This is a genomic window from Pseudomonas sp. GL_091, from assembly GCF_057837725.1.
In genome coordinates this window covers 4,345,785-4,366,971 of the sequence record NZ_CM174451.1, presented here as the reverse complement: position 1 = coordinate 4,366,971, position 21,187 = coordinate 4,345,785, and the positions used below count along the sequence as shown (strand labels likewise).

19 protein-coding genes are annotated in these 21,187 nt (G+C 59.0%); 9 read left to right on the top strand and 10 right to left on the bottom strand.

Features of this window, described 5'->3' with window-relative positions; translation table 11 throughout:
- The first annotated feature begins 20 nt into the window (after window positions 1-20).
- The 3 genes from AC3ITY_RS19845 to AC3ITY_RS19835 all read left to right on the top strand — a co-directional run bounded on the left by AC3ITY_RS19845 (window position 21) and on the right by AC3ITY_RS19835 (window position 3,171).
- Window positions 21-878 carry a fumarylacetoacetate hydrolase family protein gene (locus AC3ITY_RS19845; protein ID WP_489304494.1) on the top strand — a complete coding sequence of 286 codons (858 nt, stop codon included), beginning with the start codon at window positions 21-23 and terminating at the stop codon, window positions 876-878.
- A 259-nt stretch (window positions 879-1,137) separates the two neighbouring features.
- The gene (locus AC3ITY_RS19840; RefSeq protein ID WP_489304493.1) at window positions 1,138-1,971 is read left to right on the top strand and encodes an enoyl-CoA hydratase/isomerase family protein; all 834 of its coding nucleotides are present in this window, start codon (window positions 1,138-1,140) and stop codon (window positions 1,969-1,971) included.
- A 366-nt stretch (window positions 1,972-2,337) separates the two neighbouring features.
- The gene (locus tag AC3ITY_RS19835) at window positions 2,338-3,171 is read left to right on the top strand and encodes a fumarylacetoacetate hydrolase family protein (protein ID WP_489304492.1); all 834 of its coding nucleotides are present in this window, start codon (window positions 2,338-2,340) and stop codon (window positions 3,169-3,171) included.
- A 99-nt stretch (window positions 3,172-3,270) separates the two neighbouring features.
- On the opposite strand, the gene AC3ITY_RS19830 is transcribed toward AC3ITY_RS19835, so the two are convergent.
- Entirely contained in the window at window positions 3,271-4,143 is an 873-nt protein-coding gene (locus AC3ITY_RS19830; protein WP_489304491.1) for a LysR family transcriptional regulator, read from the bottom strand.
- 187 nt (window positions 4,144-4,330) lie between these two features.
- Here AC3ITY_RS19830 and AC3ITY_RS19825 point away from each other — a divergent pair, with 187 nt between their 5' ends.
- The 3 genes from AC3ITY_RS19825 (at window position 4,331) to AC3ITY_RS19815 (ending at window position 7,377) form a co-directional block, all read left to right on the top strand.
- Window positions 4,331-5,329 (top strand): NAD(P)H-quinone oxidoreductase, encoded by a 999-nt coding sequence (locus AC3ITY_RS19825; RefSeq protein ID WP_489310949.1) that lies wholly within the window; start codon window positions 4,331-4,333, stop codon window positions 5,327-5,329.
- 188 nt (window positions 5,330-5,517) lie between these two features.
- The gene (locus AC3ITY_RS19820; RefSeq protein WP_489304490.1) at window positions 5,518-6,585 is read left to right on the top strand and encodes a phosphotransferase family protein; all 1,068 of its coding nucleotides are present in this window, start codon (window positions 5,518-5,520) and stop codon (window positions 6,583-6,585) included.
- A 24-nt stretch (window positions 6,586-6,609) separates the two neighbouring features.
- Window positions 6,610-7,377 carry an SDR family oxidoreductase gene (locus tag AC3ITY_RS19815; RefSeq protein WP_489304489.1) on the top strand — a complete coding sequence of 256 codons (768 nt, stop codon included), beginning with the start codon at window positions 6,610-6,612 and terminating at the stop codon, window positions 7,375-7,377.
- 245 nt (window positions 7,378-7,622) lie between these two features.
- Here AC3ITY_RS19815 and AC3ITY_RS19810 read toward each other — a convergent pair whose 3' ends face one another.
- Window positions 7,623-7,964 (bottom strand): hypothetical protein, encoded by a 342-nt coding sequence (locus AC3ITY_RS19810; protein WP_489304488.1) that lies wholly within the window; start codon window positions 7,962-7,964, stop codon window positions 7,623-7,625.
- 164 nt (window positions 7,965-8,128) lie between these two features.
- Here AC3ITY_RS19810 and AC3ITY_RS19805 point away from each other — a divergent pair, with 164 nt between their 5' ends.
- The 3 genes from AC3ITY_RS19805 to AC3ITY_RS19795 all read left to right on the top strand — a co-directional run bounded on the left by AC3ITY_RS19805 (window position 8,129) and on the right by AC3ITY_RS19795 (window position 10,350).
- Window positions 8,129-8,404, top strand: a complete 276-nt coding sequence (locus AC3ITY_RS19805) for a hypothetical protein (protein WP_489304487.1) — start codon at window positions 8,129-8,131, stop codon at window positions 8,402-8,404.
- A gap of 379 nt (window positions 8,405-8,783) precedes the next feature.
- Window positions 8,784-9,575, top strand: coding sequence for a hypothetical protein (locus AC3ITY_RS19800; RefSeq protein ID WP_489304486.1), 792 nt, complete (start codon window positions 8,784-8,786; stop codon window positions 9,573-9,575).
- Window positions 9,576-9,846: 271 nt separating this feature from the next.
- A complete protein-coding gene (locus AC3ITY_RS19795) occupies window positions 9,847-10,350 on the top strand; it encodes a GNAT family N-acetyltransferase (protein ID WP_489304485.1) in 504 nt (167 codons plus the stop codon).
- 42 nt (window positions 10,351-10,392) lie between these two features.
- Here the strand turns inward: AC3ITY_RS19795 and AC3ITY_RS19790 are convergent, their stop codons facing one another.
- The 8 genes from AC3ITY_RS19790 to AC3ITY_RS19755 form a co-directional block, all read right to left on the bottom strand.
- Entirely contained in the window at window positions 10,393-11,226 is an 834-nt protein-coding gene (locus AC3ITY_RS19790; RefSeq protein WP_489304484.1) for a DUF2950 domain-containing protein, read from the bottom strand.
- Window positions 11,227-11,306: 80 nt separating this feature from the next.
- Window positions 11,307-12,827, bottom strand: coding sequence for a DUF3300 domain-containing protein (locus AC3ITY_RS19785; protein WP_489304483.1), 1,521 nt, complete (start codon window positions 12,825-12,827; stop codon window positions 11,307-11,309).
- Window positions 12,828-12,983: 156 nt separating this feature from the next.
- The gene (locus AC3ITY_RS19780; protein WP_489304482.1) at window positions 12,984-14,261 is read right to left on the bottom strand and encodes a peptidase MATCAP family protein; all 1,278 of its coding nucleotides are present in this window, start codon (window positions 14,259-14,261) and stop codon (window positions 12,984-12,986) included.
- Window positions 14,262-14,413: 152 nt separating this feature from the next.
- Window positions 14,414-15,952, bottom strand: a complete 1,539-nt coding sequence (locus AC3ITY_RS19775; protein ID WP_489304481.1) for a DHA2 family efflux MFS transporter permease subunit — start codon at window positions 15,950-15,952, stop codon at window positions 14,414-14,416.
- Window positions 15,945-17,024: an HlyD family secretion protein gene (locus AC3ITY_RS19770; protein ID WP_489304480.1), complete on the bottom strand. Its 1,080-nt coding sequence runs from the start codon at window positions 17,022-17,024 to the stop codon at window positions 15,945-15,947. Before AC3ITY_RS19770 ends, AC3ITY_RS19775 begins: the two co-directional genes overlap by 8 nt.
- Complete coding sequence (locus tag AC3ITY_RS19765; RefSeq protein WP_223455509.1) at window positions 17,017-17,481, bottom strand: MarR family winged helix-turn-helix transcriptional regulator; 465 nt, start codon at window positions 17,479-17,481, stop codon at window positions 17,017-17,019. The genes AC3ITY_RS19770 and AC3ITY_RS19765 overlap by 8 nt, the downstream gene beginning before the upstream one ends.
- Window positions 17,482-17,669: 188 nt before the next feature.
- Window positions 17,670-19,796 carry a TonB-dependent receptor family protein gene (locus AC3ITY_RS19760; RefSeq protein WP_489304479.1) on the bottom strand — a complete coding sequence of 709 codons (2,127 nt, stop codon included), beginning with the start codon at window positions 19,794-19,796 and terminating at the stop codon, window positions 17,670-17,672.
- A 236-nt stretch (window positions 19,797-20,032) separates the two neighbouring features.
- Complete coding sequence (locus AC3ITY_RS19755; protein WP_489304478.1) at window positions 20,033-21,166, bottom strand: ATP-binding response regulator; 1,134 nt, start codon at window positions 21,164-21,166, stop codon at window positions 20,033-20,035.
- Window positions 21,167-21,187 lie beyond the last annotated feature (21 nt).

Here is a 21,187-nt window from a genome sequence, read left to right as displayed (position 1 = left end):
TTTAATTTGAAGGGTAGAACATGAAATTTATGCGATTTGCCAAAGATGGCCGTGTCGGGCTCGCTGCTGCGGCAAAAGGAGAAGAATTCCATGGGTTCTTTCTCGCTGACATTCCGGAATTTGGCGACCTTAGTAACGCTCTACTTGCAGGTGGGGAAGCAGTCGTTTCGCTTGGCGCACGGCTTTTGCAAGGGGAGCTTGTCGACTTCGCAACCTGCGAGCCACTTCCACCGCTCAGTTCTCCAGGAAAAATCGTGTGTATCGGATTGAACTACCGCGACCACACGAACGAGGCGGGATTGGTACAACCCGATTACCCAACCATTTTCTCGCGCTTCTCATCGAGCCTCATCGGACACCGCCAACCCATCGTCCGGCCAAAAGTGTCCCAAAAGCTCGACTACGAGGGGGAGATAGTCATCGTTATCGGTAAAGGTGGACGGGCAATTGCGAAGGCCTCGGCGTTAACACATGTCTTTGGATACTCTTTGTTCAACGACGCGAGCCTGCGCGACTATCAGATGCGTACGCCCCAATGGACAATGGGCAAGAACTTCGACGGTACGGGCTCGTTTGGTCCTTACATCGTGACGGCAGATGAACTGCCTGCCGGTGTGAAGGGGCTGAAACTGCAAACACTGCTGAATGGGCAGGTTGTTCAGGAAGGTAATACCAACGACATGGTTTTTGATGTTGCGACGCTCATTGAAACTGTCAGCGAAGTGATGACACTGGCCCCCGGGGACCTGATTGTTTCAGGTACCCCCTCCGGTATCGGTATGGCGCGCACACCGCCGCTTTGGATGAAGCCAGGTGACACTTGTGTTGTAACTTCGGAAGGTCTCGGTAGCTTGGTAAACCCTATTGTGGATGAGTAATTGAACCCAGCGCTTATTCACGTCTTTGGTGTGGTGCAGTCTGCGAAGGAGCCGGCCACCATTTTTTACACTGGACGAGTGCGCAGACCATTTTCGCATCGACTTTTTTCGGTGCCATGAGAGTTTCGCATTGGACGGTTTTTGGCATTGATTTCGAATCTAGCGAGTTGGCATTTCCTGCGTCAGGTCACGAGTACGAAAACTTGGATCATGCCGCAATGGTCCCTGCCGAAACGATCACCAAAATGGAGCCAGTATCATGCGATATTCTGATTACAAATGTTTCAAGTTCAGGTTTGATTCTGGAGTCGCATTCGTCAGCATCAATCACCCGCCAATAAATCTTCTTGATGAAGTGCTGTCGCTGGAGTTCGACAAGCTTGGCAAAGAGCTCGAGGTCGATGAGAGCGTCCGAGTCGTGGTCCTGCAGAGCGAACTTCCCGATTTCTTTATAGCTCACTCTGGATTGGGGAGGGTTGGAGCTGCTCCCAAAACTGTGTCCCATACCCGCAGCTTTCGCCTTACACAGATGATCGGCGAACGGTTCAGGAACATGCCTAAGGTAACCATTGCAAAAGTCGAAGGACGGGCTCGGGGGGGAGGGAGTGAGATCGCGCTGGCTATGGACATGTGCTTTGCTGCCCAAGGCAAAGCGGTTTTCTCCCAGCCAGAGGTCGCGGTTGGTCTTGTTCCGGGCGGTGGCAGTACGCAAAGATTGCCACGGCTCGTCGGGAGGGGACGCGCCTTGGAAGTGCTTTTGGGTTGCAACGATTTTTCGGCGGAGCAGGCCGAACGTTACGGCTTTATCAATCGAGCATTGCCGGCGGAGGAGCTGACACCTTTTGTCGAGGAACTCGCTCGCCGTATTGCCTCATTCCCAGCGCATGCCATCGCTCATACCAAGGCGGCCGTGGATATTGGCGCATTCGGCTCCTTGGCAGAGGGGCTGCTGGTTGAAGCCCATGAGTCAGATTTGAGTGTCGCTCACGACGTGGCGCAAGCGCGTGTGGCGGAGGCATTGAAGGTTGGTGCTGAAACTTATGAAGGTGAGCTGGAGATGGACTTTATGTCGAAACTCTCCCCGCTGTACTGATCGCTCCATTGCGGGTTGTCATTTGGCGAAGTATTTCAATGGCCTGGCGCTGACGATCAGTGAGTACAAGGCAGCGCGCTCGCCGCCATTGTCCGCGCTCAGGAACACGAAGTTCTTGCGCTTATGCGGAGCTTGCATAACAGAAAAGTTGGGCCTTCAGCGATGCGCCCAAGGGCGCGACGGCCAGTACCCAGTTCTGTAGTTTGGTCGTGTCCAACTCTTTGCATCATACCTTTAAAGTTTACAGGTTCTTACTTTACTGCCCGATGTTTCCCTGAAGCCATTCAGGAGTCAGTTTTTCGTCCTGAAAACCGCCCCTTCCTGGTGGTTACTTCAACCTGATCAACCACAATTGGAGGTTCACCTATGCGATATGTTTACTTCAAGCATGAAGGTCGCGCCGTACTGGGCGTACGCACCGTCGAGGGTGTCAAAGTGGTGGGCGAAGAGACGCTGGAGTCCCTGCTTGAGCGTGGCGTGAATCTGGTCACTTACGGCGCAAACGCATCGGGGCCTATTGTCAAAATTGACGAACATGATTATCTGCCTTTGATGCGCAAACCGGGGAAAATCATCTGTCTTGGTTTGAACTACGCAGATCACATTAAAGAGTCCTCCTATGCCGAACCGGACTACCCGACGCTGTTTCCGCGTTTAAACAGCAGCCTGACGGCACACAATAAGCCGCTGATTCGTCCGAAAATATCCAATGCATTGGACTATGAAGGCGAGATGGCCGTGGTGTTGAAGAGCGGGGGCCGCCATATCCCGAAAGACAAAGCGCTTGATCACGTCGCTGGTTATGCGTTGTTCAATGACGGCTCGGTTCGCGATTACCAATTCAAATCGCCGCAATGGACCGTAGGCAAGAATTTCGACGATACCGGTGCATTCGGGCCGGATCTGGTCACGGCCGACGAACTGCCCGCCGGCGGCAAGGGCTTGCGGCTGGAAACCCGCGTTAATGGAAAACTCGTTCAGTGGGTCAATACCAAGGACATGATCTTTGATGTATCGACCATCATCTCCACCCTCAGCGAAGCGCTCACCTTGGAAGCCGGCGACGTAATCGTGAGCGGCACTCCGGCTGGCGTCGGCTTTGGCATGAGCCCCAAGGTCTACCTCAAGCCCGGCGACGTGGTTGCGGTATCAATCGAAGGTATCGGCAAACTGGTTAATACGGTGATGGACGAAGCGTAACGGTAGCGGCAGCCCATGCCACCTCGCATGGGCTCCGCCTCATGTGGCCGGGCAAAGTGTCCTGATGATGGTCAACATGCCTGGCGCCGGTGAGCCCAACTATTTTGTGTGAGTTGCGTGATCTTCGAACGCAGAGACGATCCCATCAATCATTGCTGCGATGCGCGCGGTATGCCGAAGGTCTTGATGCGTGACGAGCCAGACTTCATAGACCGCCCCACGGGCGGGTTCTGGCCATATCTGCACGAGGCCGTCGTGTTCAGCCAGATGTATCGGGAGCTCACCGATACCGAGGCCGGCCTTTACCGCATTAAGCAGCATGAGGCTGGAATTGAAGGTCGATACGATGCGCCCCGCGTGTATCGGTTCGCCGGCAAGGGTCGGTGATCGATTAGCGGCCCAAAGGACAAGATCGTGGCCCGCAAATGCGGAGCCAGCGGCGGGCTTGCCGTGTCGCTCAAGATAAGCGCTCGATGCAAAGAGCGCCATGGGCCAGCGAGCAATGCGTCGCGCGACAAGATCGGGGTTGTCCGGCCGGACTGAACGGACCGCGATATCCGCTTCACGCTTTGCCAGGTTTAGCATGCGTGTCGAAGTGTCCAGCAGGACGCGCACTTCAGGATGCAAGGCATGCAGTCGTTCGATGGCGGGCAGCAGGAACTCGAACGCGATCAAGTCGGTACTGGTGACTCGTACGTCCCCCGCAAGCCGTGCATCCGTACCTTGAGTTTGCCTGACGAGTTCGTGTGCGAAGTGCTCCATTTTTTCCGCTGATCTCAGCGCGACCTCGCCTGCGGTGGTCAACGCGTAACCATCAGACGTGCGGAGAAAGAGCGTTGCAAGTAGAGCGTGCTCGAGTGCCGCAATCCGCCTGCCGACTGTCGCCTGATCAAGATTGAGTGCCCTGCCTGCTCCACGGAGCGTTTTTTCACGCTCTACCGCTAGAAACACTCTCGCATCATCCCAATTCATCGTGCCCTCCTGCTGAAGCAAATTTGCATCTCACAACATGAATAATGCTGCACGCCAGCATCAGTGTCGATATTTATACTGCGCTCACTTTGGGGGCCTCGCTCAATGATCCGCACGGTTCAATCGAGCATCATTTTTTAAAGGAGTGATCGCTATGTCCGTTCCAACTTATTGCGTACCGTCCCACATGACGGCCATTGAAATTAAACAGCCAGGCGGTCCTGAGGTCCTGGTTCCGACTACGCGCTCGGTGCCGACGCCAGCCGCCGATCAGGTGCTGATCCGCATCCACGCGGCTGCCGTAAACGGCCCAGACGTGTTCCAGCGCAAAGGGCTGTACGATCCACCCGCTGGCGTTACGGACATTCCAGGTCTGGAAGTGTCAGGTCAGGTCGTCGCCGTTGGCTCCAACGTTTCCAACTTCCAGATCGGTGAACTGGTGTGTGCGTTGATTCCCGGCGGTGGTTACGCAGAATTTGCTGTCGCGGATGCCTGCAACACGATGCATATCCCTAAAGGTCTGACGCTGTTGGAAGCGGGGGCAATGCCAGAAACGTTTATGACGGTATGGCTGAACGTTTTCCAGCGCGGCAAACTGGTTGCTGGTGAGTCGGTGTTGGTCCATGGCGGTGCGTCAGGTATCGGTACCACGGCGATCATGCTGGCGAAGGCATTTGGCGCTTCGAAAATCATCACGACAGTCGGCTCGCAGGCGCATCAGGATGCCAGCCTGGCGCTGGGTGCGGACCTTGCGATCAATTACCTTGAGGCCGATTTTGTCACCGAAACGAAAGAGTTCACCGCTGGAAAAGGCGTCGATGTGGTCCTCGACATCATTGCCGGCGACTACGTGCAGAGAAACTATGACGTCGCAGCCATGGACGGCCGGATCCTTCAGGTGGGTGTGATCAAGGGCCCGGCGAAGGACCTCAACGTCATACCGATGATGATGAAACGTCTGACGCATATGGGCTCAACCTTGCGTTCGCGCACACCCGCGGAAAAGGCAACCATCATGAGCGAACTCGAGCAGCAGGTTTGGCCTCACATCGAGAGCGGCAAGTTCAAGCCGGTTATCTACAGAACCTTTGCGCTTACCGACGCTCGCGGTGCTCACGAGCTGATCGATTCCGGCACGCACTTTGGAAAAATTGTCCTGACGACAGGTGCCACCCTCATTAGCTAAAACCTGGCGCTCGACCAAACCGGCAAGCCTTTTGCCGGTTTGGTCGTGGGCGTTGAGAAAGAGCATTTTTTAAAGGATAGGCCTACATTACGCTCACTTATAAGGCCGCATCTGCCTTGTGAGCTCGCCTTTTTCTCATTAAGTTCGTCAATAGTATATGCACCTATTAATAATTACAGGTGATAGACATGGCGCTTACTGACCAATCAACCAAGATTCGCTCTGGCGAAGAACTTAACGCCGGCCTCATCGATCCGTACCTCAAAGACCATATTCCCGGCCTTGTCGGTTCGCCCGAGATCAGCCAGTTTCCGGGTGGCGCATCGAACCTGACCTACCTGATCAAATATCCGCAACAGGAATTCGTCCTGCGCCGTCCGCCGTTTGGTCACAAGGCCAAATCGGCCCACGACATGGGGCGCGAATTCCGCATCCTGACTCAACTCAGTGAAAGCGTCCCTTACTGTCCCAAGGCCTATGTGCACTGCACCGAGGAATCGGTGATTGGGGCTGAGTTCTATGTCATGGAACGGGTCAACGGCATCATCCTTCGCTCCGAGCTTCCCAGCGAAATGAACTTCGACACTACGAAGACCGAAGCCCTGTGCAAAAGCTTCATCGACAAGTTCGTCGAGCTGCACAAAGTCGACTACGCCGCCTGTGGAATGGCAGATCTGGGTAGGCCCGAAGGTTATGTCGCGCGGCAGATCAGTGGTTGGTGCGACCGTTACGACAAAGCCCTGACCCCTGATGCCCCGAGCTGGGACGCGGTCAAGGTCTGGCTGAAAGACAAGATGCCGGCCGACCATCCGACTTCCAGCATCGTGCACAACGACTATCGCTTCGACAACGTGATCCTCGATCCGACCAACCCGATGCAGATCATCGGCGTGCTCGACTGGGAGTTGACCACTATCGGCGATCCGTTGATGGACTTGGGCAACACCCTCGCTTACTGGATCGAGGCCGGCGACCCGGCGCCGGTGCAATTGATGCGCCGCCAGCCGAGCCACGCCCCCGGCATGCTGACCCGGCGTGAGTTCGTCGACTACTACGCCGAACGGTCAGGCATCCAGATCGACAATTTCGACTTCTATTACACCTACGGCCTATTCTGCCTGGCTGGAATCGTGCAGCAGATCTACTACCGCTTTTTCCATGGGCAGACCCAGGACAAGCGCTTCGCACAGTTCATTCATATGAACAAAATGCTGGAGCAAATGAGCCTGAAAGTGATCGATAAATCCAGACTTTGATTGCGCCTAAATAAGGAAGAAAACATGTCCAAGACTCAACTGTTCGACCTCGACGGCAAAGTCGCTTTCGTTTCCGGTGCCAGCCGCGGTATCGGTGAAGCCATCGCTAAACTGCTGGCTCAGCAAGGCGCCCACGTGATCGTATCGAGCCGCAAGATTGAAGACTGCCAAGTGGTTGCCAACGCGATTATCGCGGATGGCGGTAACGCAGCTGCCATTGCTTGCCATATTGGCGAGATGGAACAGATTCACGGCGTGTTCTCGCAAATTCGCGAGCAGTTCGGCCATTTGGACATCCTGGTCAACAACGCCGCCACCAACCCGCAATTCTGCAACGTGCTGGACACCGAATTAGGTGCCTTCCAGAAAACCGTCGACGTGAACATTCGCGGTTACTTCTTTATGTCGATTGAAGCCGGCAAGCTGATGCGCGACAACGGTGGCGGCAGCATCATCAACGTGGCTTCGATCAGCGGTATCTCTCCGGGCCCATTCCAGGGTATCTACTCAGTGACCAAGGCTGCCGTGATAAACATGACCAAAGTCTTCGCCAAGGAGTGCGCGCAATTTGGCATCCGATGCAACGCTGTGTTGCCAGGCCTTACCGACACCAAGTTCGCTTCGGCACTGGTGAAAAACGACACAATCCTGACCCAGGCCCTGTCCCAGATCCCACTCAAGCGCGTGGCTGCTCCGAGCGAATTGGCCGGCGCGGTGTTGTATCTGGCCAGTGATGCGTCCAGCTACACCACGGGTGTGACGCTGAATGTGGATGGCGGCTTGCTGTCCTGATTGAGGGAGGATGGTGAAATGCCGCCTTCGGACGATTAGTGAGACGGTAAGCGGCCTGTAGCGACAGGCAGCAATCGAAAGACGTCATTCCTCACGCTACCTGGAAGCATCGCGCAAGAGATGACGACCCTGGCCGCACAACCCTAGAAACAACGAAGCCCAGCACTAGTCTGGGCTTTTTCGTGTCAGGACTTCCGAAACCTTAGGTTGCCGCGGTACTCAACCAAGCCTACTACAGGAGCTGTCTACCGCTGATCAATTTCGATCTTCTGAGTCGGGTCGGGGCTGTATTTTTGGCGCTTCAGCTGCGGATCACTCAAGGCTAGGCAAAAGAAAAATATCTCTGCTTCCCCACAGCCACCGTGTAGCGCGCATTCGCTCGCCTGCATATGGTCGAGGAGGATTTCCCTTCCCAGGGACGCACAAAACGCGTTTGCCTCCTTCAAAGCTTGCCCTTTCGCGGAGGCAGGACCACCGAAAGGAACACGCGTTGAAATCGTGTAGGTGTCTGGGCCAACTTTTATGGGGCCAGAGTCAGCACATCCCGCCAACATCGCCACCGCCAAAGCTCCTACGAACAATTTCATATCGTTCCCTCGTTAAGATTTGGCGAGACTTTATCACCAACGAGGGAGCAGCACGAAAGCCGCGTAGGAGTGGGGATTTTCAGGTTCGTGGTCAGCTCTCTATCCAGGTGGAATGTCGATTCCGAGTGACGGTAATTGGCCGACTACTGACTGTCGCGAAGGGCGTGAAGTTGACCTTGGCCAATGGCAGAAATCGGCCGACTCTGTTGAAAAAGTCGGCCATGGTTTGCGCATCAGAAAAGTACGCGTCCGAGATTGAAATCTTTATTTTTGGCAAAGGCATCCGGACTCGGATTTCACGTAGCAGCATGCAAAAAAAGCGTTTTCACCAGTCAATGATCAGGCAGTTTGGGCAGACCGACTTTTTCAACAGAATCGGCCACGAGCAGTTGCTCAATGTCGGCATGGGCAGGGGAGCCAACGCCATGAATTGTTCTTGAATTACCTCTGGTTCCTTGGACGCGTATGTCTGCTACCGGCTTATTCCATTGAAAAAAACCACTCGTTAAATCAGCCGATCAGGTGAGTGGCGGTACTCAACCGGGTCAGGTAGAAGTTTTTGCTCAACCCATGCGTCAGTCCTGAAGCTCTTTTTTTTGAACTCCGACTGAAAGCACTTATCCAAAAAAAATGTGGGATTGTTTCCCACGTAACGATGCCAGCTGGCTCTGAGGGATCGTGCGGATACCGTAGTAGCTCGTTAATGCTGCAGATTTATCGCCGTGCCGGTTGGCCGGCTGCTCCAATGGGCGGCCGGGAACTCACTGGACATTGCGTTCGATACGGAGATGAGTACGCAACTCCATGCGGAGGTGCATCATGCTGCTCAAGAAATGTTTGTTGGCTCTGGCCATCGGCGGAGTCCTGTCGGCATCGACTGTCCTGGTGCCCGATTACATCGGTAGTTTCTCCAGCGTGTATGCCAAAGATGGCGGCGGTGGTGGCGGTGGTCACGGCGGTGGTGGTGGCTCCGGAGGCGGTGGTCACGGTGGTCACGGTGGCGACGGCGGTGGTGGTCATGGTGGCGGCGACCATGGAGAGGGTGGCGATCATGGTGCAGCAGGCCATGACGGTGACGGTCATGGAGGCCCGGGGCGCGGCGACGCTGACCATGGTGGTGTTGCCGGGAACAGAGGCCCAGGCAATGCGCACGACAACGACAACGCGAATGACAATGACAACGATGCCGCAGATGCAGCCAGGGACGCAGCCAGAGCTGATGCCAATGCCGCCAGAGACGCGGCGAGGGCTACTGCAGATGCAGCCCGGGATGCGGCAAAAGCAACTGCAGATGCAGCCCGGGACGCTGCCAGGGCTGAGGCGGATGCAGCCCGGGATGCCGCAAAAGCTGCTGGCGTAGCGGGCGAAGACGCAGATGCAGCCCGAGACGCTGCCCGGGCCGCTGCGGATGCAGCGAGGGACGCGGCCAAGGCCGACGCAGATGCCGCCAGGGATGCTGCCCGGGCTACCGCGGATGCCGCGAGGGACGCCGCCAAAGCCGAGGCGAAGGCAGCCAGAGAGGCCGCCAAAGTTGAGGCGAAGGACGCCAGAGAGGATGTGGCGGACGCCCCGGACGAACCGGATTTCGACACGGTTGAGGTAGAGAACTAAGCCTGCACGTTCGGCAATGAACACGGCAGGCATACCGTAGAAAACGTCCCGGGAGCTTGAGGGACGTATCGGCAAAGAGTCGCAAGCCCTGAAACGTCGTGGGGTTTGCGACTTTTTTTCGGCTATCGAGCCTGAGGGCACATTTCTACAGACCCGCTCACAAACGCCTGACTCGCCTTCACGAGTGATGAGAAGGGGAAGGCTCGGCCAGGTTGTTCAGGTATGAGATAGACTCGAGCCAGTTCGGCACAAGGCACAGGAGAGGTGATGAATGGAATCATTTAGTGTACGCGAGCTGAAAAAGACTGACGCTCAAGCGTTGCTGGCTTTCGAAATCCAGAACCGTGAATGGTTCGAATCCCATATTGATGCGCGCGACCCTTCTTTTTACTCGTTGCAGGGTGTCGCCGATCATATCGAAAGTTATTTATCCGATTTCGCCCTCGGCGCCTGGCACCCGTTTGTCATCGAGGATTCCAGCCAGAGAATCGTCGGTCGAGCCAATCTGAAAAGCATCGACTCTTCGACGGGGTCTGCGCAGGTGGGTTACCGGATCGATCAGCGCGCGTGCGGCCAGGGGCTGGCAACACTGGCGCTGAGGCGCCTGATCCAGGAGGCACGGATGCGCTGGGGGCTTGCGCAACTGGTTGCGTATGCCTTCAAGGAAAACGCGGGCTCCAGAAAAGTACTGGATCGGTGCGGATTCAAGCTTGAGCAACCCTCCTGTAACGACAAGACCGGGAATGAAGACCGATTTGTCCTGTCGATCAGATAACTGCTTTCAACCGTTCTGAAGGCTTGTAGCAGGTCGCGCCTGCTACTCCTGATCTTCAGCCACCTCTTTCCAGCTGTCATCCGGATCAAAGCGCTTCATCGCCAGTGCCAGTTTTTCACCACCGGGCCCCAGGTCTTTCTCGAATACCTGTCCTTCATGACTGATCATGAAACTCATCACGCCGGTGTCGTTGTACTTCGCCGGCCAGGCGATCAGTGCAAAGCCCCGGCTCATCTTGTCGCCGATGAGGTAGCTGTAGGCACCACCCGGTGCCGAAGGACCCTGGCCATGAAGGATGCGGAAGCGGTAACCATGCCACTCTTCGTCGGCAATGGCTTTGCCGAACGAAGGCCCCAACGGGCTGATCTGGCCGCTGTCGTCTTCCTCCCAATAAAGTCCGTCGTGCTTGCCGGGGGTGCTGAAGATTTTCTGCGCATACTCGAGTGCGCCATCATCGTCCCGATCCACCGACGCATAGTCCATCTGGGCGTCGTGATAGGCCAGCACCGATTGCACCGCGGCAAGCTCATTGCGGCCGATCTGACGTGCACGGATCTCGGCACTGCCGGCCTTCAAGTCGAAGCGCCAACCGTTCTCGCTCTTTGTCAGGGGGATAGGCAGTGTCCAGTTCTCACTGCCGACCGCCAGGATAGCCTTGCGGTCACTGGTGTTTTCAAAGTGGTGTTGTTCGCGATATTGCTGCAAGAACGCATCGACATCTTTGCGCTGCACGCCTTCGCGGGGGATGTAACTGTGCCAGTCACTGCCCAGCAGCTCGGTCAGGCGTGCCTGGTCGGCGTGTTCGGTGCCCAGTGCTTCGACAAAGGCTTCTGCGGCCTTTTCTGGCGTTGGAAAGGCCTGCTGTGCCGTCGCCATGCACGACCACAACAAGCCGGCAGCTATAACCAGGACATGAGGGAGCAAGCCCGTGAGTCCCTTCAATCGAGGATGGTTTTTCAACGACGGCCCCCCCTTTGACGCGCTGGTGGATTGGACGGCCGGCTGACCTGGTGACCGGCCGATCGCGAGGCACTGGGGCGTTGGGCGGATGCCTGGCTGGCCCGGCCACGATTGGCCTGGACGTTGGCCTGGGACGGTGAACGTGCGCCGGCGAACGCATTGTTACGGGCACTGCCGGTACTGGCGGCGGGCCGTTTATTGGTCGCTTGCCGCGTCTGCGCGGAGCCTTCTCTACGCTGATTCGACTGGGCGCTCTGGTTCCTGGCCTGCTGGGTCTCCCTCCTGGGCTGCTGATTCTCCCGGGTGTTTCTGGCCGTGCCCTGGCTTCTGTCAGCCGCCTTGGGCCTGTCTGCACCGGCCTGCAGCCGATCTCCTCCTGCGGTTGCGGACTGGAGTTTGCGCGTTTGATCACGGGCTTCGCGGTTGCTGGTGGCAGGTCGTTCGATACCGTGCTTGTCCATTGAGGTGCGGGCATTTTCACGGGCCTGGGCGCGTTGGGCATTGTCCCCGCGATAGGCTTCACGCTGATTGGCACCGTTCAGTTGCCGGCCGTACTGTGCGCGGCTCGCACTGTCTCGATAGGGCACGCCATTGCGGTGCACCGGGTTGTGTTGCCATTTGTTGTTGGTGATCCGGTTGTTGCCGTTGATGTTGTTGTAGCGATTGACGTCGATGTCGACGTCGTTATTGCCCCAATCACATTCACCCCACAACGATCCAATGATCGCCACACCGGCACCGAACGCGAGTCCGGCCATCAGCGCCTGACCAGGGTAATAGGCTGGTGGCGGTGGATAGTACGCGGGCGGCGACGCCGGGTAGGGCCAGGTGCCGTAGGTCGTTGTCGGGTTATACGTGGGGACGTAAACCACCTGCGGATCGGCAGGCTGAATGATGATGGTGGAGTTGCTGGCCGGGGCCGATTCAGGGGCTGGAGCCGGTGCCGCAGTCGTGGTCGCCGGTGCCGGCGCCGCGACATTCTGGATCGTCACGTTCTGATACTGGTTGCTCTGCAGATTGCCGGCTGCCTGTGCCTGGCGACGCAAGCGTTGCGCGCTTTCCATGACACCGTCGGGCTGCGCCAGGAAGGCATCACCCAGGCGTTGGACCCAGACGGGATCCTGTCCCAGCGTTGCCAGAACCTGCGGGAAGGCGACCAGTGCCTGGACGCTCGGATCCCAGGGCTGGTTCGCCACCTGTTTGACCGCTTCGTCTCCCTTGGCGTCCGGGTGCGCTTTGGACCAGCTGACCGCCTCGCCGACTTCCCCGGGGTAAGTGGTGGCCATCAGTACCTGTGCAAACAGTGGATCCGGGTAAAGCGCAATGGGCGCCAGCATCTGATCCAGCTGTTCCTGGGTAAACACCGGATCTTTGGTCACTGGGGCGGCGGGCGCTGCAGTGGTCGCGGCGGGTGTCGGCGCCGGTGCAGCGGCTGTCCCATCCGCACCCAGTGCCAGGCAGGAAGATCCGCTCAAAAACAGTACGGCCGACAACGCGTAAAGTAATGGATTGTGCATTGCACCCCCCATGGGGTCAGGCAGGCTTGAAATGAGTGGATCAATCCCTGGCAGGTGAAGCCGACTTTGCAAGCCACAGAGCCCGGCCTCGACACCGCTTTCTAATGGTAGCAGTTGATTCAAAGGATCAAGGCTGCCTGAAAAATTGCGCCTCGATCACTGGGCGCTGGCATCGCTTTCGTGCTCTTCGGCGAATGCCATGAACACCTTCAGGTCCAGTACATCCAGCTTGATCTGGGCGATGAACGCCGAGAAGGCCAGGTTGGCGGCCAGCAGACGCAGGTCGCTGGCCCAGGCTGGAAGGTAGACCGGCCCCTTGAGCCAGCCGGATTCGAACAGGGGTGCCAGGCGCATGGTGTCACCCAGGCTGAGCCGCCCTGCAAACAAATGTCCGACCAGTTCCGGCCGGTTATCGCGGATTGCGATACGCAGCAGGGTGTGGACGCCGAGCAACCCGGTCAGGTAGGCGGCATCCTTGGTAAACGCCGAACCGCCCCGCAGGTCGGCGCCGCGGAACACCCGTTGGGTCGAGCGGAAGGATTCCTCTTCTGTCTGCCCGGCCGCCAGAAAACCTTCGAACACCTGGATGAAATCGGCACCCTCCAGCGCCTGCTGGACGGCGAGCACGCGCAGGGCCAGGCGACGCAGGCGGTTGATGTCCATGCTGCCGGTGAACAGTTCGGCCAGGGTGGCAATGCCTTCCTGGGTCTGGGTCGTGCGGGGCGCCCCAAGGCCCAGGCTTGTGAGGTTGGGCTGGCGCGCGCCGTTCTGTGCCGTGGCGACATGCACGAAGGCCTCGTGTTGCAACAGCTGTTGCTTGTCCAGCTCCGAGAACAGTGCGCTGGCCCGTAGGCGAATGCGGCTCGATCCGGCGATGGCCTTGGCGGCCAGGTTCGGATCGAGCACGACCGTGATTTGCCCGACGCCGAAGAAACGGTCCAGTTCCGGTTGTATCCAGGCGGCGAACGCCTTGGCCGGGATCTCGGCCGGGCAGGGTGGAATCCGCGCACCGCCCAGCAGGGCGTCGGTGGTCTTGAGGAAGAACCGGGCCGCGTCGAGCATGCTCAGTTGCAAGCGCGTGTAATAGAAGTCTGGACGCCGGTACAGCGCTGACGAGTATTGGGTAAAGGCGGGAGTGCCAATGGCCCCCAGCATGTGTCCGGCCGTGGCATAGCTACGGGCGGTCATGGCCAGGTAATTCCCGGCCGGATGCCCCACATCGCAATGGCTGATAAAGGTTTCCAGGGCGGCGATGTCGGCGCTGTGGTCGCGGGGTTGCAACTCGACCTTGGGTAACTCGGCACGCCCGCCGCGCCATTTGGCCAGGAAGTCTTCCTCGACACCGTCCGGCCAGGACAGGGCATCCAGCACGCGGATCTTGCGGGTCAGGCCGGGCAGGGCGGCATCGAGTTCGGACAGGGCGGCGGCGCTCATGGATATCTCCTTGAGGGACGAAGTGGCGTTACAAAAGCTTAGTCGTCGCGCGCGGTTGCGTGTTGAGCTCGCGGGCTGTGCGGGCAAAGGTTTCGCAAAAAAACGGGTGGGTCCCGTTTCCTGCATTTGCGGGCTTAAGGACGCGGCGGTGATTACTCCATGACCAGTGCCGGCTCTTCATGTGCCTGGGCTTTTGGGGGCTTGATAATCAGCAACAACGGCATGACCGCCAGTGACAACAGCATCAGCAGCTTGAAGTCATCCACGTAGGCGATCCAGCTGGCTTGCACGTTGACCAACGCGTCCAGGGTGGCGCGGCCGGAGGCGGCCATCGGGTCCAGGTAACTCTTGATCGACCCTGTGTCGAAGGCCCGGTTGAAGGGCGTGACGTAGGCAGCGATCTGCTCGTGGTTGGCCTGGATGTTCTGGGTGAGCAGCACGGTCACGATGGAGATCCCCACGCTGGAACCGACATTTCGCGACAGGCTGTAAAGCCCGGTGCCTTCGGCGCGCAAGGAGGCGGGCAGGGTCGCGAAGGCAACCGTGGTCAGTGGCACAAACAGCATGCCCAGGCTGGTGCCCTGGATGAAGCCGACCCAGATGACGGTCTGCATCGACACGTCAGGCGTCCAGCCGGTCATCAGCCCCATCGACAGCGCCGACAAGCCCAGGCCCGACAGCAATAAAAGGCGGGTGTCGACTTTGCCCAACAGTCGGCCGGCGAGGAACATGGTCAGCATCGTGCCCAGGCCACGCGGGCCCATCACCATGCCGGCGGTCAGCACCGGATAGCCCATCAGGGTTTGCAGGTAAGGGGTCATCAGCGCCAGTGAGGCCAGGTAGGTGATGCCGACGATAAAAATAAAGACGACGCTGATCGCAAAGTTACGATCCTTGAACAGCTTCGGGCTGATAAAGGGATTGTCGGTGGTGAAGGTGTGGACCAGGAACACGTACAGGGCGACAGCGGCCACGATCGCTTCGACGAGGATTTCACCGCAAGCGAACCAGCCCAGTTGTTCGCCCCGGTCCAGAAACAGTTGCAGGGCCATGATCGCCACGCTCAGCGAGCCGAAGCCGAGCCAGTCCAGGCGGGTCGAGGTGTCGGTGGTGGTTTCGCTGACGTAATAGACGATCCCGGCCAGCGCCAGCAAACCAATGGGCAAATTGATGAAGAACACCCAGCGCCAGCTGAAACTCTCGGTCAGCCAGCCGCCGAGCATTGGTCCCAGCACGGGGCCGACCATGACCGAGACGCCGAACAGCGCCATGGCGGAGCCGCGCTCCTTGAGGCTGTAGATGTCCAGCAGAATGCCCTGGGACAGGGGCACCAGCGCCGCGCCCGCCAAGCCCTGCAGCAGGCGGGCGAGGATGATTTCTTCCAGCGACTGCGCCAGGCCGCAAAGGATCGACGAGACCACAAAGCCGACAATCGCCCACAGCAGCACGCGTTTGCGCCCGAAGCGCCTGGCCAGAAAGGCTGACGGCGGGGTCATGATTGCCGCGGCGACGATGTAGGACGTCAGCACCCAGTTGATCTGGTCCGAACTGGCCGAGATGCTGCCTTGCATGTAGGGCAGGGCGACGTTGGCGATGGTGGTGTCGAGCGCTTGCATGATCACCGCCAGCACGACGCAAGCGGTGATCATCCCGCGATGGGCCACCGGTTCGGTCGGTGTCGGGTTATTCATGGGCCAGAGCCGGGGCAGCGACCTTGTTCGCCAGCAACCCCGAGAACAGGTGCGGCAGGCCTCGGGCCGAGCCGGTGTCGATCTCGGCCTGCACACTCATGCCGGTGCGCAGCGGCGGTTTTTCCCCGGCATCATTGATGCTGATGCGCACGGGAATCCGTTGCACGACCTTGACCCAGTTGCCCGTGGTGTTTTGCGCGGGCAGCAACGAGAAGCTCGAACCCGACGCCGGGCTGATGCTGTCGACGGTGCCGTGCCACTGGACGCCGGGGTAACTGTCGACGCTGATATCGACGGACTGACCGGGTTTCATGTGGGTCAGTTCGGTTTCCTTCGGCGACGCCGCGACCCACAGGTGGTCGGCCGACACCAGGCTGATGCCCGATTGGGGTGGTTGCAGGTAGGAGCCGACTTGCAGCGAATCAACGTTGGTCACGACACCGTCAAACGCAGCCCTGACCACCGAGTTGTCCAGGTTGCGCTGGGCTTCGTCGACAGCGGCCTGGGCGATCAGATAGGTGGATTGTTGTTCGACGGGGGTTTCGATATTTCCGCCCAGTTGCGCCAGCACCATTTGCGCGGTGGCCCTGGCCACGGTGATTTTTTGCCGGGTGCTGTCCAGCGCATGCTTGGCATCGTCGTAGTTGGTTCTGGACACCGCAGAAACACTGAGCAGGGTTTGCTGGCGCTGGAAGCTGGCCTGATAGTAGGCGAGGTCGATTTGCGCCTGGTCGATTTCTGCCTGTGCTTGCTTGTAATTGGCCTGGAGATTGAGGATCTGGTTGCGCACATTGCTCAGTTGCGCCCTGGCACTGGCCAACGCAATCTCAAAGGGCTCGGGCTTGAGGGTGAACAGGACCTGGCCTTTGACGACCCGCTGGTTGTCCTTGACATCAACCGAGGCGACCAGGCCCGAGACATCGGTGGAGACGCCGACATGATCGGCCTGAATGTAGGCATTGTCGGTGGAAATGATCTGCCCGCCCGTGACATACAGATAGCCGCCGACCACCAGCGCGATGGGTAGCAGGGCAAAGAGCGTGGTGCGCACGAGTTGCCGTCTCTCAATCATGACGATGCTCCTGCTCTTCAACGGGGAGACTGCAAGCTTCGATCAGGTTGGACCTCATCCGCTTCATCATCTGCAGCAGCAACTGTTCCTCCTCGGCAGAGAATCCGCGCGTGGCTTCCTGGCGAGTCACCCGGCCCATGTCCCGCATGAGTTGCAGCAGCGGATGCGCCTGCTCCGTCAAAAACAGCAGGGACAGGCGTCGATCCGTGGGGTGACGACGTCGCTCGACCAAACCGCGCTCGGCCATCTTGTCCAGCAGACGCACGAGGGTGATTGACTCCAGTTCCAGTAAATCCGCGAGCCCCTTTTGATGGATGCCCTCATGGGTCGACAGCATGGCCAGCACTTGCCACTGCGAGCGAGTGAGGCCGACGTGCCGCGCGCGTTGTTCAAACCGCTTGCGCATCAGCCGGGCGCTGTCATGCAGGGCAAAACCAAGGGTCAATGTGTCGGTCACGGTGAAATCTGCTGCGGATGAGTTAGCTCATCATAGTTGAGCTTGTAATTAGGTAGCTATCTATATTTGCGAAATAATTCAGGTGAATCGATTCTCTCGACGGGGCATGGCGGGTTGGCTGTGAGCGGCGCCTTTCAATGCCCCGTGAACGTGCTTTTCGAGGTGCCTTACGAGCGGTAAACCCGACCTCAGAGCAGGCTCCACGACACCCCGACGTACATCGCCATGCCCTCGCCGGGGGTGGAGCGTGCCGCGTCCAGCCCTTTGTCGTCGTAGCCCGGCGTGACCGTGGCGGCATAGTGCTTGTCGGTCAGGTTGCGCATGTCCAGCCAGGTCTGCCAGTCGCCCTTGGGTGCGTTGTAGCCCAGTGTGGCGCCGAATATGGCGTAGGGATCGGCGTAGTAGCTGTTGGCGTAATCGACCGCCACCCTGGACACCCATTGCGTGTTGACCGCGGCGAAAAAGCCTTGTGGCCAGTCGTAGCGCAGTTCGCCCTGGTAATAGTGCATCGGCAGGCCCGGCAGGCGGTTGTCGCCGAAGCGCTCATCGTCGCGGTAGTGGAAGTCACTGAAGGTATAGCTCTGGCGCAGGCTCAAATGGCCGCCATCGTCCGGCGACCAGAGGGGGCTCAGCAGGCTGGCTTCCACGCCCTGGTGCACGGTGGGGCTGGCGTTGAGTTCGTAGGGCGTGGTGGCGTTGGCGTCCGGCAGCACCGACAGCAATTCGTGGCGCACCTGGGCGTAGTACCAGGCCAGGCTCCACTGCCCCAGCGTGCTGTCACCGCGACCGCCGATTTCCAGGGTGGTGGCGGTCTGGTTTTGCAGCGTGATTGGTTCGCGCTGGGCACCTGTGGCGACGCCGCTGCCTGCGGGGAATCGGATGTTCGAGCTATAGACCAGCGACCATGGGTGCGGTGCCTCGACCGAGCGGCTGAGATTGCCGAACAGTTGCAGGTCTGGTGTCAGTTGGTAGCGCAGGCCCACGCGCGGGGCGTAGTCCCAGTCGTGCAGGCTGGTCTTGCCACCACTTTGCGGATAGGTGACATCGCTTTCACGGCGGGTGTAGATCGCGGCGAGGCCGGTGGTCAGCCACAGGTCGTCGGCGATCTCCAGGTCATTGCCGGCATGCAGGACCGTGTCCGAGCCCTGATAGGTGAAGTTGCGAATCAGCGTGCCCGGTGCGTAACCGGCGGTGTTGCCGGTGGGGATGCGCACGAACTCGCTGGCGCCGGCATTGGGCAGGTGCCTGGTCACTCGCAGGCCCAGGGTGCTTTGGCTTTGCAGACCCCAGAGCGTGTCGCGACGTTTGTAGTCGAACGTGCCGCTGACGTCCGTGTACGCCACCTTCAGGCGGTTGGGGCCCTCGCTCAAGTCCATGGGATAGTCGTGGTAGACCAGGCCGGTCTGGATGCTCGAATCGTCATCGATGTACCAGGTGGTCTTGTTGCCGATAAAGGTGCTGCCCGGCTCGTCGCGATGGTCGTCACGCGCCACGTAGGCCGGGTTGGCCGCCCGTGGGTCATGCTCGATGGAGTGCTTGGTCACGCGCCCCGCGAGGTCGTTGTCGGCCTGGCGGTGGCGCAGGTAGAAGCGTGTTTCCAGGTTGGCGTTGAAGCGATAACCGAAGTTGGCGATGACACCCTGGCTCTCGCTGGCCGTGTGGTCCTGGTAGCCGTCGGCGTTTGCGTCGGTCATGGCCACGTAGTAATCGAAGTCCCCCAGCACCTGTCCGGAGCTGACCTGACGCTGCTGATAGCCGTGACTGCCCGTTGCGTAGCGTACCTGTAACTTCGGTGAGTCGTAGCCGGTATGGCTGACGTAATCGATGGCCCCGCCCAGGGCCAGGGCGCCCCGGTCGAAACCGTTGGCGCCGCGCAGCACTTCCACATGGTCGAGCCACAGCGGTTCCAGCAATTCATAGGGCGTGCCGCCGGGGCCGGTCAGCGGCAGACCGTCGAGCATGGTGTACAGCCCCGAGGCATGGGCGCCCGGTGCACGGTTGATGCCCGATCCGCGGATCGAGATCTTCACCCCTTCGTTGCCCGCCGACTGGGCATAGATCCCCGGCTGGTACGCCAGCACATCCTGGTTGCTGGCCACGCGGCCCTGCAACGGACGGCGCATGTCGACCACGTTGGTGCCGCCGGGCACCTGGGCCAGCCGGGCCCTGGCATCCTCGATCCCCTGGTCTTCGTCGCTCTGGTCCTCAGCCCCGATCAGCACTTGTCCCAACTCCAGGCCCTGAGCCTCGGTCATGGCCGGACAAACAAGGGCCAGGCCCAGCAGCGCAGCGGGCAAGGATTTAGGCGAGGGCATTGGGAAAACTCCAGACGTCAGGAACGGGCAATGAACAGTGCGACGCAAGAAGGAACGAAGGGAGCACATGGCAATTTTGTTATTTTGCCCGCCAAGGGTTGGCGGCTATCGGTTCAGCAGAGGTGCCAGCGCGCAGCGATCTCGGCGATCTCGCCATCCTTGAAGCCATTGTCGTAGTCGCAGTCTGGTTGGCCCGCCCGATGGGCACGGGCAATAGACTTTCAGTGCCATCCGGGTCAGTCGAGTGGCAGCGATATCGTTAATCTCGTTCCTTTGTCCGGTGCGCTGTCGATCGTGAATTCCCCGCCCAGCATGCTGATGCGTTCCTTCATTCCTACCAACCCGAACGAGTTCAATTTTTTGCGATCCGTCATGCCTACGCCATTGTCTTTGATCCGCAGGTAGAGCCGGCGACCCTCCCTGGAGAGTTCGATATGCACCTGTGTCGCTTGCGCGTGCCGGGCAATATTCGACAGCGATTCCTGCACGATGCGGAACAGCGTCGTGGCGGATTTTTCATTCAGGTCGCAACGGAAATTTTCGTCTTTCGCCGACATCGTGCAATCGATCGCGCTGCGCTGCCGGAACTCTTCAAGTTGCCACTCGATCGCTGCCTGCAATCCCAGATCGAGTACGGGTGGCCGAAGATCATTGATGATACTGCGGACACTGCGGATGGCTGTATCGAGGTGGTTCAGAGCATCGCTGACCTTTTCGTTGAGCTTGGGGTGCATGGTACTGGTGCGCGCCTGCAACATGGAGACATCAATTCGCAACGCCAGCAGACTCTGTCCCAGCTCGTCATGGATGTCGCGCGCGATCCGTTTTCGCTCTTCTTCCTTGATGTGCTCCTGATAGGAGGCCAGTTCACGCAGCTGCAGCTTCGATTGCAGCAATTCCTCGGCCTGCATCGTCAGTTTGCGCTGCAGGTAGAACAGGTCGACAAACACCCGGATCTTGGCGCGAAGAACCTCGGCCACAATCGGCGAGAAGATGTAATCCACTGCACCGGACGTATAACCGCGGAAACGCTCGGAATCCGTGTCGGCCTCCGCTGTGACGAAGATAATGGGCGTGTGGGCCGACTTCGGGCGGCCGTGAATGAGTGCCGCGGTTTCAAACCCGTCCATCACTGGCATTTTCACGTCGAGCAGAATGACGGCGAAGTCACGCTGCAATAGCAGGCGCAGCGCCTCGCGCCCGGAAGTCGCCGTGGCAATATCGAGGCCCATGTCGGCAATCACCGCGGCGAGCGCCGTAAGCTTGGCGGGATTGTCATCCACCAGCAACACGGATGCTGGCACGCCATCAGGCGGGAGCGGGTGCCGCACCTGGGCTCTCTCATTGAATACCGGAGGTTCCTGCTGCATATTTATGCCACTTAGGTTTGC